The organism is Oceanobacillus zhaokaii, from assembly GCF_003352005.1.
GTDB classification, from domain to species: domain Bacteria; phylum Bacillota; class Bacilli; order Bacillales; family Amphibacillaceae; genus Oceanobacillus; species Oceanobacillus zhaokaii.
In genome coordinates this window covers 3,335,990-3,349,710 of record NZ_CP024848.1, presented here as the reverse complement: position 1 = coordinate 3,349,710, position 13,721 = coordinate 3,335,990, and the positions used below count along the sequence as shown (strand labels likewise).

Annotated in this window: 12 protein-coding genes; 10 read left to right on the top strand and 2 right to left on the bottom strand. The window is 37.3% G+C overall.

The window, feature by feature from the left end:
- Position 1: 1 nt before the first annotated feature.
- From CUC15_RS16645 to CUC15_RS16620, 6 genes are all read left to right on the top strand, one after another.
- Positions 2–814: a carbohydrate ABC transporter permease gene (locus tag CUC15_RS16645; RefSeq protein ID WP_114917741.1), complete on the top strand. Its 813-nt coding sequence runs from the start codon at positions 2–4 to the stop codon at positions 812–814.
- Positions 815–851: 37 nt separating this feature from the next.
- Positions 852–1,835 (top strand): ROK family protein, encoded by a 984-nt coding sequence (locus CUC15_RS16640; RefSeq protein WP_162800346.1) that lies wholly within the window; start codon positions 852–854, stop codon positions 1,833–1,835.
- 16 nt (positions 1,836–1,851) lie between these two features.
- Complete coding sequence (locus CUC15_RS16635) at positions 1,852–2,871, top strand: Gfo/Idh/MocA family protein (RefSeq protein WP_423241348.1); 1,020 nt, start codon at positions 1,852–1,854, stop codon at positions 2,869–2,871.
- Positions 2,868–3,839, top strand: a complete 972-nt coding sequence (locus CUC15_RS16630) for a Gfo/Idh/MocA family protein (RefSeq protein WP_114917738.1) — start codon at positions 2,868–2,870, stop codon at positions 3,837–3,839. Before CUC15_RS16635 ends, CUC15_RS16630 begins: the two co-directional genes overlap by 4 nt.
- A gap of 90 nt (positions 3,840–3,929) precedes the next feature.
- On the top strand, positions 3,930–4,787 hold the full coding sequence (locus tag CUC15_RS16625; RefSeq protein ID WP_114917737.1) for a sugar phosphate isomerase/epimerase family protein: 858 nt from the start codon (positions 3,930–3,932) through the stop codon (positions 4,785–4,787).
- Entirely contained in the window at positions 4,787–5,767 is a 981-nt protein-coding gene (locus CUC15_RS16620) for a Gfo/Idh/MocA family protein (protein ID WP_114917736.1), read from the top strand. Before CUC15_RS16625 ends, CUC15_RS16620 begins: the two co-directional genes overlap by 1 nt.
- Positions 5,768–5,939: 172 nt before the next feature.
- Here CUC15_RS16620 and CUC15_RS16615 read toward each other — a convergent pair whose 3' ends face one another.
- Complete coding sequence (locus CUC15_RS16615) at positions 5,940–6,509, bottom strand: sigma-70 family RNA polymerase sigma factor (RefSeq protein ID WP_114917735.1); 570 nt, start codon at positions 6,507–6,509, stop codon at positions 5,940–5,942.
- 688 nt (positions 6,510–7,197) lie between these two features.
- Here CUC15_RS16615 and hag point away from each other — a divergent pair.
- Positions 7,198–8,028, top strand: a complete 831-nt coding sequence (hag, locus tag CUC15_RS16610; protein WP_114917734.1) for a flagellin Hag — start codon at positions 7,198–7,200, stop codon at positions 8,026–8,028.
- 289 nt (positions 8,029–8,317) lie between these two features.
- Positions 8,318–9,127, top strand: a complete 810-nt coding sequence (locus CUC15_RS16605; RefSeq protein WP_114917733.1) for a flagellin N-terminal helical domain-containing protein — start codon at positions 8,318–8,320, stop codon at positions 9,125–9,127.
- 50 nt (positions 9,128–9,177) lie between these two features.
- Here CUC15_RS16605 and CUC15_RS16600 read toward each other — a convergent pair whose 3' ends face one another.
- Positions 9,178–10,449, bottom strand: coding sequence for a motility associated factor glycosyltransferase family protein (locus tag CUC15_RS16600; protein ID WP_162800345.1), 1,272 nt, complete (start codon positions 10,447–10,449; stop codon positions 9,178–9,180).
- Positions 10,450–10,583: 134 nt separating this feature from the next.
- On the opposite strand from CUC15_RS16600, the gene CUC15_RS16595 reads away from it, so the two are divergent.
- Together CUC15_RS16595 and CUC15_RS16590 are read left to right on the top strand one after the other, a co-directional pair.
- A complete protein-coding gene (locus CUC15_RS16595) occupies positions 10,584–11,192 on the top strand; it encodes a DUF8042 domain-containing protein (RefSeq protein ID WP_114917731.1) in 609 nt (202 codons plus the stop codon).
- Complete coding sequence (locus CUC15_RS16590) at positions 11,182–13,038, top strand: motility associated factor glycosyltransferase family protein (RefSeq protein ID WP_114917730.1); 1,857 nt, start codon at positions 11,182–11,184, stop codon at positions 13,036–13,038. Before CUC15_RS16595 ends, CUC15_RS16590 begins: the two co-directional genes overlap by 11 nt.
- Positions 13,039–13,721 lie beyond the last annotated feature (683 nt).

Below are 13,721 nucleotides of genomic sequence, written 5' to 3'. Positions count from 1 at the left end.
GATGAAATTAAAACTAGCCAATCATACACTGCTGATTATCGGCGCTTTTATCATGATTGTTCCATTTATATGGATGATTCTAACGTCGCTGAAAACATTTTCAGAAACGATGCAAGTGCCTCCAACGATTTTGCCGGAGGAATTCAAGTTTGATAACTATCTTAATGTCTTCGCAAGTGTAGACTTTCTGAAATATTATATGAATACGATATTTTTGACCTTAGGACGGACGCTGGTTCAATTATTCTTATGTTCGCTGGCAGCATTTGCTTTTGCGCGGATGGAGTTTCCAGGAAAGAATACGATTTTCATCTTAATTCTGTCTGTTTTGATGGTTCCTATGCAGGTTATTTTAATTCCAAACTATGGAATTTTGACACAGCTGGGATGGATTGATACTTTCTATGCTTTGATTGTTCCGGGAATGTTTAGTGCATTTGGTGTTTTTCTGCTGCGACAGTTCTTTATGGGAATTCCGAAAGAGCTGGACGAGGCTGCGACAATGGATGGCTGTTCATTCTTCGGCATCTACTGGAGAATCATCCTTCCAAATGCCACTCCTGCGTTAATTGCACTGGGAATCTTTACAATCCTTGCAGCATGGAACGACTTTTTATGGCCACTTATTATGACAAGCTCAGAGGATATGCGGGTATTATCTGTTGGAATAGCAGCATTTCAGGGGCAATATTCAACTGACTATCCATTGCTTATGGCAGGTGCAGTAATGTCTACGATTCCGATGCTGATCATGTTTATTTTCCTGCAGAAACATCTTGTTACTGGAATTGCATTGCAAGGGGTTAGAAGGTAAAAAAAAATGACTGCATATGTTTTTAGGGGGAAATCAGATGGAAGAATCAAAGGATTTGGCGATTGGTCTGGACTTGGGAGGAACAAAAATTCTTGCAGCCCTTATATCCAGACAGGGAGAAATACTTGGTGAGTTTGAATGTAAGACATCCGCTGGGGAAAAACGTGATGCAGCTGCCAATATTCTATTTGCGATAAATAGCCTGCTAGCGGACACAGCAGCTGACAGAAACAGAATTATTGGCATTGGCGTGGCGAGTGCTGGGATTATTGATTCGGAGCAAAAGATTATCCATTATGCGAAGAATATCGGGTTAAAAAATTTCCCTATCGGAACCTTGCTGGAAGACAATTTACAATTGCCGGTCAGGCTCTCTAATGATGCAAATGCAGCAGCTGTTGGAGAATGGATATGGGGAGCTGGTAGGGGAAAACAAAATGTTATCTATATCACGGTTAGTACTGGTGTCGGTTCAGGAATTATCAGCAATGGGCAATTAATTACAGGAATTCATGACAGTGCTGGAGAATTCGGGCATATTACCATCAGCCATGACGGTATATTATGTGAATGCGGCAACAGGGGCTGTCTAGAAAAATACGCATCAGGCACCGCAATTAATGAGCGAGCGAACCAGCTGCTTAAAAACGGTGAAACAAGCAGCTTGCTTTCTATTATCGAAAAAGGATTGGTTGTCACGAACAAAGAAATTGACGCAGCTGCAAAACAGGGGGATTTATTTTCTATTCGATTGCTGAAGGAGGCTGGAGAATACTTAGGAATGGGAGTAATCAGTCTAATTCATTTATTCAACACAGAAGCTGTTGTTTTGGGCGGCGGGGTTATGAATATGGCAGCGTTCATTTTACCTTCCATAAAAGAAACAGTTGCTAAATATGGAATACCGAAAATGGTTAATGGTGTTGAAATCAAAGAGTCAGCACTCGGCAACAAAGCAGGTGTGATCGGTGCGGCAGGTCTGTTCTATCTGAATAATGATGCGCAAGTGACAATGAATTAAAAAATACAAAGGAGAGTTGACCATGCTAAATACGCTAGTTATCGGGGCAGGGACAATGGGCAGGACCCATGCGGCTGCCTATGCAAAAATGGAAGAAGTAACATTGGCAGGAATTGTAGATACTGATTTGGCTAAAGCTCAGGATTTGGCAGAAAAATTAGGGACAAAAGCATTCCAAACATATGAAGAGGCAACAGAAACGCTTGATGCGATTGATGTGGTATCTGTTTGTGTGCCGACACCGGTCCATAAAGAATATGTCATGAAGGCAGCAGATGACAATCGACATGTTATTTGTGAGAAACCGTTAGCAAGGTCGCTTGCAGATGCGAGAGAGATGATTAATTATTGCCAAGATAAGGGAGTAAAATTATTCGTTGGCCATGTGGTCCGATTTTTCCCTGAATATGTAAGGGCAAAGCAAGTTGTTGATGGAGGGAAAATAGGAAAGCCGGCAGTTGTCCGCACGACTAGAGGCGGGGCTTTTCCAATGGCATCCAATGACTGGTACTCCGATTTCAACAGCAGTGGTGGACTCGTTTTAGATATGATCATTCATGATTTTGATTACTTAAGATGGTGTTTCGGAGAAGTGGAGCGTGTTTATGCAAAGAGCAGCAGAAACAGAGTATTGGAAAGGCTTGAATATGCACTGGTCACATTAAGATTTGAAAGCGGTGTAATTGCTCATGTAGAGGGGACTTGGGCACATCAGGGATTCTCAACGAAATTTGAAATAGCTGGAAAGGAAGGCATTATCGAATATGATAGTGCGAAAGTAGCCCCAGTTGTAGCAAGCAAGAAAGAAACGACATCAAGCGGAGGGGTTGCAGTTCCTGAAAGCCCGATGAAAGAAAATCCATATTTCACAGAGCTTCAGCATTTCATTAACTGTATTAAAAAAGATACTAAGCCGATTGTATCTGCTGAAGATGCATATAAAGCAATGGAAATCTCACTCGCTGCACTTGAATCGATTGAAATAGGAAAATCCGTCGTATTAAAAGGTAAGAAGGAAAGGGAGGCTGTCCAATGAAAATCGGAATGATAAGTTTTGCTCATAGTCATGCGTTCAGTTATGCGCATGCATTAACGCAATTGGATGGAGTAGAAATAGCTGGAATAGCGGATGAGAATGAAGAACGCGGGAAGAGGGTTTCTTCCCAGTTTAATACAGAATACTATCAGAACTACGAGGATCTGTTGGATCAATCGATTGATGCGGTAATCATCAGCTCTGAGAACAGCAAACACTATGAGCATGTGGTTGCTGCAGCAAAAAAAGGCAAACATATTTTATGTGAAAAACCATTGGCACATACAATTGAAGATGCCCAAAAAATCATTGATGTGTGCAAGGAACATAATGTGATATTGCAGACAGCATTTCCTGTCAGATTTAACACACCGGTTGTGAAGGCGAAGCAGATAATTGAAAGCGGACAGCTAGGAAAAATTGTTGCAATCAAGGGCACAAACCGCGGTACAAATCCTGGGGGATGGTTTGTTGACCCAGCAAAATCCGGCGGGGGAGCAGTAATTGATCATACAGTCCATGTAGTCGATATTATTCGCTGGTACACTGGCGTTGAAGTAAAAGAAGTGTATGCAGAAGTCGGAAATCTGATTTCGGATTATGATGTCGATGACTGTGGGCTGCTGACAATGGAATTTGATAATAATATGTTTGCAACATTGGACTGCAGCTGGTCAAGAAATGACAAATATCCTACATGGGGAGATGTCACACTGGAGATTGTTGGAACCAGTGGAACGCTTACTGTAGACGCATTTGAGCAAAAAATAAATGTTTACAATGAAGATGGTGCACGGTTTAATTTCTGGGGAGACAACATGGATATGGGGTTGGTTGAAGATTTTATCACCAGTGTACGCACAGGGAAAGCCCCTTCCATTACTGGTGAAGACGGGCTAAAAGCTTTAGCAGTAGCTATTGCTGCATATGAGTCATCAAAGAAGCAGGAACCAGTAAAAGTAAATTAATCGTCAAGGAGGCCTCGGTCTCCTTCTTGGTTTGAGCAGCGTCATATTTCATATATCGCTTAATAATTGACCTATTAAGGAGTGAACGTTATGTTAAAAGGAATTAATCAGTGGTGCTATCCAGAGGGAACCCCGCTTGAACAAGTATTTGCATACAGCCGTGATGCAGGGTTCGATGCTGTTGAACTAAATCTGAATCCTGCTGGTGATGTTGGCTTGAAGATGGATACTACAGCAGCAGAGGCAAAGGAGATTGTCCAGCTTGCATCATCATATAATTTAAAATTGCGAAGTCTTTCCACCTCATTATTATGGAAATCCCCACTTTCTGATCCAAGTGAGAATGTACGGGAGCAGGGGAGAAAAGTTGTAGAGAAACAAATTGAATTGGCAGCAGCAATGAATGTGGATACAATTCTTGTCGTTCCTGGTGTAGTGGATGAAAATACATCATATGTCGACTGTTATAACCGAAGCCAGGAAGTATTAAAGAAAATCATACCTTTCGCAGAAGAGCATCATGTACATATCGGCATAGAAAATGTCTGGAACAAATTTTTATTATCCCCTCTTGAGATGGCACGTTATATTGATGAGCTAAATTCCGATTATGTTGGTGCATATTTCGATGTTGGAAATGTACTGCAGTTCGGCTACCCAGAACAATGGATTCGCATTTTGGGTAAACGTATCCGAAAGGTGCATGTAAAAGACTTCAGCACTGCTGTCGGTAACATTACTGGTTTTGTACCTTTGCTGGCAGGTGATGTTAATTGGAAGGAAGTATACAAAGCACTGGTGGAAATAGGATATGATGATACGATTACAGCCGAACTGAGCCCTCATCTTATTGATCCTTGCTCACTAGCTTTTGATACGGCGAATCATATGGAAAGAGTAATAAAGTATGGTGAAGAATATTTGAGCAAAGATGGGGTCCAAAGGTGATGCAAAAGATTAAAGTAGGTTTTGTTGGTGTCGGTGGAGTTGCTTCCATTCACTTGAAAAATATAGCAGCAAATGAACATGCGACGATTGCCGCGGTTTGCGACATCGTTGAAGAGAGTGCTTTCCGTGCAGGAGAAAAATACGGTGCTGCTTATTATACAGATGCAGATCTTATGTTTAAAGAAGAGAAGCTTGATGCAGTTTTTATTTGTGTCCCTCCGTTCGCACATGGTGACATAGAGGAAAAAGCAGCCCAGCTAGGCATCCATTTAATGGTAGAGAAGCCGATTGGGCTTGAGATGGCCACTGTCGAAAGGAAGCTAAATGTCATACGGGACGCTGGTGTGCTTTGTGCAACAGGCTATTGTCTGAGGTATATAGATACCGTTAAAATAGCAAAAGAATATCTAAAGGATAAAAAGATTGCGATGATCCGAGGCCATTATCTCACCTCCTTTGTGAGCACTCCATGGTACCGAGAGAAGAAGAAATCAGGAGGGCAGCTGGTTGAGCAAGCGACACATATCGTTGATTTTATCCGGTACTTGGCAGGGGATATTGCAAAAGTGCATGCAAACATGAATCTTCTTGTGTCTGACGGAATTCCAAATATTGATATTCCGGATGTGACATCGGTGAACTTTTTAATGGAATCTGGGGCTGTAGGTCATCTTGATGCCTCCTTTATCCAGATAGATCATCGTATGGGGGTAGAACTGCTTGGTGATAAATTCCGCCTGTCCTTTGATGGAGCGGATTTGACCATTGTAGAGGAAGGCGGTATTATCACCTATCGTTCAAAGGAAGATTTTTATAAAGAACAAGATAATGCTTTTATAGAGGCGGTCCGTACAAATAACAAAGATCTTATTCTGTCAGACTATGAGAATGGCCTTGAAACTTTGAGAGTAACGCTTTTGGCCAATGAATCTCAGGAGAAAGATGAAGTAATTAGATTAAGAGAAGTAAAATTTGTATAACGAGAGTAGGAGTTGGGCTTTGATTGGGGAATCAAAGGCCCCGTTTTTATTAGTGTTATGTATTTCTTGGGAAATACCTCAGGATACTGGAGAGCTACCACTTTTGTCTAATAGGAAGATATGGACTGAGAACCCATCCTCTGTCCATATCTTAATTAAAAGCAACAAATTTCTACGGATATTCTTCCTTCAGCAATAGCTTCCCAAAATCTTCTAAACTCCGCAGTCGCTTTCTTGACTCCTTGGCCCAGCTTTTTACTGCTTCAATAGAAACACCTTCTTGTTCAGCAATCTCTTTTAATGTCATGCGCTCAATAATATAAAACCGCACCCATTTCCATTGTTTTTCGGTCAGTAATTCTTTTACTTTCTGCCAAAGATAAAGATCCTCATTGATATGCTCGGCGGGATTTCCCTCAGGTGACGTGAGGTCACTTGCCTTATGATAAACTTCGGCTTCAAATGCGGCGTCTTCCTCTTTCGGCGCCAGCTCTTCCATTTCTAGCCTTCTATTTTCTTTACGAATAAGATCAATCAAGCGGTGGCGAATCGTGAAGTTGAAGTATGTGGAAAGTGGGCCTTTATCTGGCTGGTAGCTCTCGTACGCATTCCACATTGCGATGATTCCTTCCTGATAAAATTCCTGATGGGGATCTCGGATGTTTAATTTATGAAGGTGGTAATGAATTCTACGCTCATTCTGTTCAAATATCTCTTCAAATGAAAATGTGTTTTTTACCATTAGCATGTCACTCCTCATTAGAAAATCTCTTCATTGTTATAATCGAAGCGGATTATAGAAAGGGGGTGTAGGAAAGGAAACTTTGATTAAAAATCGTCAAAAAATGAAGATGTTATAAATTTAAAATAGGACATTTTTACTATATTGTAAAGAGTAGTGCCTCAAGGTGTGAATTACAGTATATAAAAAGCCATTTAGAATAGATGGCTTCATTTCTAATATTCTGCTGTTTCTATTAAATCATGAGTATATGTGAATGTATCAAATACCTCACCATAGTGTGCCTATTAAAATAGTAACTTCAATAGGCACACTATCAGTGAATAAGAGTCCTACTATATACAAAGAGAAAGTTAAAATAATGGTAAATAAAAACGCATCAGGTAAGTAACGCTGAACAAGCTAACCAAAGAATGTAACGATTGCTCTCATCTGGTTCTTCCTCCTTTAATTTCTCGTGTAGACAATATAGCTTTGCAGGATGTGATAAATGTTTAATAATTTTTCCTAAATAATGTTAATCATTATCGAATTGTGCCGATATAAATATTAGGTCATCTAGATGATGGTCAGTTAAGGCCTTAACGAAACACTATATTTGTTATTAACTCTAAATCAGAGTTAATATATATGCGAGACACAAGGATGTGACTCGCAAACAATACACTTACATGGAGGTAAGGAAAAAATGATTATTAATCACAATATTTCTGCTCTTAACGCACATCGTCAATTAGGAGCAAACCAAGGTGCAACACAAAATTCATTGGAGAAACTTTCTTCAGGTCTTCGTATCAACAAAGCTGGAGATGACGCTGCAGGTTTAGCAATCTCTGAAAAAATGCGTGGTCAGATTCGTGGATTAGAAATGGCTTCTAAAAATGCTCAAGACGGTATTTCTTTAATTCAAACTGCTGAAGGAGCATTGAATGAAACTCATTCAATATTACAGCGAATGCGTGAATTAGCTGTACAAAGTTCTAATGATACGAATACAACTTCTGACCGTGAACAATTACAATCTGAAGTAAATCAATTGGCAGGAGCATTGAACGATATTTCTACTGATACGGAATTTAACACGAAGAAACTATTGGATGGAACCCAAAGTGGTTCTGGTTTAACTTTCCATGTTGGAGCTAATTCAGGTCAAAGTATTAATGTGAAAATCGGAAAAATGGATGCTGCTACTTTGCTAGTAGGTAATGCATCTAGTGGAATCGGCATCACTACACAAGCTACTGCAAATACTGCTATTAAGACGATAAACACTGCAATTGAAACTGTTTCTAAAGAACGATCTAAACTTGGTGCAGTTCAAAACCGTTTAGACCATACGATTAATAACTTGGGAACACAAACAGAAAATATTACTGCTGCAGAATCACGTATTCGTGATGTTGATATGGCGAAAGAAATGATGGAATTCACGAAGAATAACATCCTCTCTCAAGCAGCACAATCAATGTTAGCTCAGGCCAACCAACAACCACAAGGAGTTTTACAACTTCTTCAATAATTAAATGAAAAGCATCCTGAGTAATCGGACACGTTTATAATTATGCTTTTATCTAGTTTATTACTTATAGAAGAAGAAGCCCAAAAAATCGAAATTGAAGTTGTCAAGACGACAGCAGCAAGCCAGAGGACTAAATATAGTTACAAGTGAATACTTCAAACAGATTATAAAGTTCTCATAGCAGGGCTTTATACAGATTAGGATATTAACTCTAAGTAAGAGTTGATATATATGTGAGACACAAGGATGTGACTCGCAAAAAATATACTTACATGGAGGTAAGCAAAAAATGATTATTAATCACAATATTTCTGCTCTTAACGCACATCGCCAATTAGGAGCAAACCAAGGTGCAACACAAAATTCATTGGAGAAACTTTCTTCAGGTCTACGTATCAACAAAGCTGGAGATGACGCAGCAGGTCTAGCAATCTCTGAAAAAATGCGTGGTCAAATTCGTGGGTTGGATATGGCTTCTAAGAATGCACAAGATGGTATTTCTCTAGTTCAAACTGCTGAAGGTGCATTGAATGAAACACATGCAATTCTTCAACGTATGCGTGAATTAGCTGTACAAAGTTCGAATGATACGAATACTACATCTGACCGTCAACAATTACAAGCTGAAGTAGATCAGTTAGTTTCAGCAATAGATGATATTTCTACTGATACGGAGTTTAACACGAAGAAGCTTCTTGATGGAAACTTTAGTGGTAAGTTCCATGTTGGAGCAAATTCAGGCCAAAATATTGCAGTATCTATTGCTTCTATGGCCGCGAGTGGATTAGGAGTGTCAGGAATTAGTATTTCTGGTCAAGCATCCGCTGAACAGGCAATTACAGATATTCAAACTGCAATTGATACAGTTTCTGAAGAACGCTCTAAACTTGGTGCAGTTCAGAACCGTTTAGATCACACAATAAACAACTTGGGAACACAAGCAGAAAATATTACTGCTGCAGAATCACGTATTCGTGATGTTGATATGGCGAAAGAAATGATGGAATTCACGAAGAATAACATCCTCTCTCAAGCAGCACAATCAATGTTAGCTCAGGCCAACCAACAACCACAAGGAGTTCTACAACTTCTTCAATAATTAAATTAAAAACGCGTCCTGAGTAATTGGGCGCGTTTTTGATCTATGCTCTATCCTATATATATTACTTTTTCATAAAACTCCTTCAACCTAATGTGCTCCCAATGATTAATATAAGCACCACCTTCTGTACAATTGTAAAGCTCTAGATTTCCATGATTCAAAGCGTAGTCTTCAAACCATTTTCGATAGATAGTTAAATTTTTCGCTGTAGGAACTTGTTCAGTACGATGATAATCTAATGTCGTAAGTGTTGCTAATGTCTCATTTACATCTCGCTGTGCATGTGCGTAATTTGCGTGACTCAATCCATTTGTAAATGCTAAGTCTTGTCCAACCAGTGCAAGTGGACCTGCCCCAAGATAAACCATTAAATCAAGTAATGCTGTAGCAACGGAACCACCTGTTTGAATTAATGAGTCACCAAGCTGAGCAGCCTTCTTTTCAGCATCTTCATAGCCTTCTTGCCACATAATATACCTAGGACCAGTATGTAATGTAATGGTTTCGTGATATGCAGTGCTTAAATAATATAATGTTGTTATCGGTAAATCTAGATTTTTTAATTGCTCATATGTACCAGGATTTGGATCAATTATTGAAAAGAAATCTGGGGTAATATTGTTTTTAATTAATGGCTTTAATGCAGTCCCTACTGCACCAAGTACAACTTTCCCCTCTTTATGTATTCTTTTTAATAATGTCATTTGTTTGTCAAGTGAAGGACCAGCAGAGATTAAAATCATTGGCTTATTACCATACATATTTTTCAGTTTTCCAATTCCCTCATCTTGTAACTGGCTATTATATGTGAAATTAGCTTTCATATTTCCTATTTGATTTTTTATCGAATGCTTTTTAAATTGCATATCGTCCAAAATTTCTTTGACTTTTTTGCACTTTGATGGTATTAAGTCCAAACCACTTTTATGTATTAAAAGATTAGATGAGGAAATACCAGTAAACAGTTCCTGCTGTTCTGTTGATGAGAGGCTATTATATTGCTTAACTATAACATTAATACACCTATAGACTTTCTCATAGAAAGGGCTTGTTTTGAACCAACGATAATAGTCATCATTAAATTCAACGACAGTAATTTTTTTCTCTGGTAATAATTCTGATAGTTGTTTAATGTGATAACCTGCTCCAAGACCTATTATTATAACTTCTTGTTGCTTGCTAAGACCCGCGATTGCATTTTTACACCATGCATTCACCTCACGGATAGGGTCATACTTGCTATGTAAAATTATGTTTTTATTGTTATATTCAATTTTAATTGTAGGGATCGTTTTAGTTTCGACTATAGATATATTCATTAAATCACATCCTAAATTGATAAATACAAACAAATTATAACATATTTCCATAAATCTCTATTTGAAATTTACCCAGATGCAACCGATAATAATAGAAAGGATTAATAATAAGTCACATGCTAGTGGAGGGTACTATGCAATTAATACATAATAGTGAACAATTACATATAGAAAATAATGAATCAACCATAAATATTATTTTTAAAAAAATAAATGAATTATTGCAACAAAAAGATATTGTATTCAGTCATTTAATCATAGATGGAACAGAAGTCTATGAAAATCACGAAGAATACATAAAAGAACATCCAAATGAAATATCAGAAATTGAAATAGCAACACGGAACATAAAAGAAATAATCTGGGAGACAATGGAATCAATCCATGAATACTTGCAGCGCGCAATTCCTGCATTAACTAAGTTAGTCGATGATAGCTATGATAACTTCTCAAGTAAATCCTGGGAGGGTATCAATCAATTGGCGGAGGGAATGCAGTGGATGATGCAATTTGCTTCACTTACAAAATCTGCATCCCAGCAGCCTGCTAACTGGGTAAAACTTGAATCAAGCTTGAAAAATTGTGAAAATAATTTCCAACCTTTGTTAGAAGCCGTAGAAATGCAGGATACGATTCTAATTTTAGATATTTTAACCTATGAGGTAACTCCCGCTTATGAAGCTTTAGAAAAGCAGATAACTGAAGCACTGATAGATGAGGAGTTCTTGAAGAATGTTAATTGATAATACATTATTTTTAAGAGAATATTATCCTGAAGTACGTAATAATATTCAGGAATATGAGAAGGATATTAATACAAATCGAATTACTGTATTAGAATCAAAAGCTGGCATCAAAACAATTCAATACGAGACAGATGAACAGAGGCAATTAATGGTACATAGTAAGTATGATCCAATAAAAGAAGCGGATCGAATTATTTCTTCTCATAAAGAGAAAATCACGGATGACACACATGTATTTTTCTACGGAATTGGTATGGGGTATCATGTTGAGAAGTTTCAGGAGCTGTTTCCAAAACATAGTTACTCATTATATGAGCCTGTCCCAGAAATATTTTTAACTTTGGCTGAGCAAAGAACATTGAATTCTATTATTACGAAAAATATAAGCAATCTATATATTGATACGCATGAGACAGAATCGAATGGGTATTTACAGGAGTTTAATTCGAGCAACCAATCCATTCATTTCATCATCTTACCTAGCTATGAAAACATCATAAAAGAAAAAATCGATCGATTTAATGAAAAAATTAAGAATGTTATTCAATCTAGACGCACTGCTTTAGGTACAAATATGAGCTTCCAAAGATTATGGGTTGCAAATAGCCTAATCAATTTTAAGGAAGTTCTAAATACGCCAAACATGTTTCGTGATATTGACAGTAACCATTTCGCTGGTAAGCCTGCGATTATTGTAGCAGCAGGACCATCACTTGCAGAAGATATAGAGCATCTGAGGTATATAAAGGAAAATAATCTTGCTTACCTATTTTCGGTTGGGTCAGCGATTAATAGTTTGATTGAGTATGATGTGTTGCCGGATGCGGTGTGTACATATGACCCAGGTGTGAAAAACCATTTAGTATTTAAAAAGATGGTAGAAAAAGATATTAATCACATTCCAATGCTATTTGGAACTAGCGTTGGGTTCGAGACGCTAAGAAACTATGAAGGTCCAAAAGTTCATTTTATTACATCACAGGATAAAACCTCGACATATTTTTTAGATGAACAATTGGATGTTACTCAAGATCTTATTATGGATTCACCCTCAATTGCTGTTATGACATTTCAGGTTTTAAATAAAATAGGTGCTGGTCCAATAATTTTTGCTGGACAGAACTTGGGTTATCTACATGATAGAAGATATTCAGAGGGAATTGAATATGATTTTATCAAATCTGAGGTTTCAGAGAACGAAATGGAAAAAGCAATTACGACCACGGATGTTTACGGAAATGAAATTAAAACGAATGTTAGTTTTAATAACATGCGTTTAGGTATTGAACACTATGCTAAGTTGTATGCTGGTAACTATATTAATACAACAAAAGGTGGAGCGGTGATTGATGGTATCCCTTTCCAGTCGATTGAAGAAGTTATTGAAAATGTGCTAATCCAACCGATAGAAAAAACTGCTTGGTGGAACGAGATAAATTCTTATAATAAGAGCAAATTTATTCATCAAGAAGAGCATTTGAAACAAAGTATTCATAAATTTAAGGATTTAGTTGCTCAATTTAAAACCTTAATAAAATCGATGGCAAGTACTGTGGAATTGAGGAATAAAACCTCAATGGAAAGTCTATTTGTTCAATTTGACAAACTGTATGGAGAGATTAACCAGAATACTTATTATGCTAATTTCTTATCTTTTTATATTCGTGTATATGTGGAATTTATGGTGAATGAATTAAGGCGAGCAGTGAAGGAAAAGGATCCGCTTGAGCGTGGAGAGAAGATTGCGCGGTTATTTGATAATTTTATGGTGCAGTGTGTGCAGGGGAGTGGAGAATTGGAGCAATTGATAAATTCAAATTTAATAAATGAGGAGGATATTTAGTATTGGCAAAAGAAAACCATATCTCCATTCCAGCGCATATACTATCTACACTGGAGAGAACAACAAACGGAATTTGGAGATTTACTTCTCTGAACCTGATAATGGTGTTAATAAAGAAATGGAGTTGTTTTCAGGATTTGATGGAAATTCAAAGTCTAACGTTTATAAAAAAATGCGATTAGAATTTGCTGATGAACACAATAATGCAATGTGATTATTTTGGTAGTGATTTTATGTAGACTTCTAATAAAATCAATCTATCTTTGGATATAATGACTTAGACAATTCTTTCAAAAGATAAATTTAAATTATTGCAAAATGAACATAAAATATGAATAAGATTCTTAAGGTTTTATCAAAACATTCCTATGTATTACATGCTACAGAGTGATTATATGAAGATGAAAAAATATTTAATGACATGGGATTTATGCAAGCACTAGAGTATAGTCATTCACATGGGGCTTACTTAGCATATTTATGTAATAGGTTAGCTCCAAATGATTTTACTCTAATTATTAGTTAAAACCTTTATATTTAGCATCTTCACGTTATCTGAATCAAAATTTCGGAAATATTGCCAAACACGATTCGATTATTTTGCAAGGAATTTAGATTTGGATAAATTTACCAAATTATATAATGGGTTTGATGTTTGATAATAAAGTAGTGTTTTTTCTTTT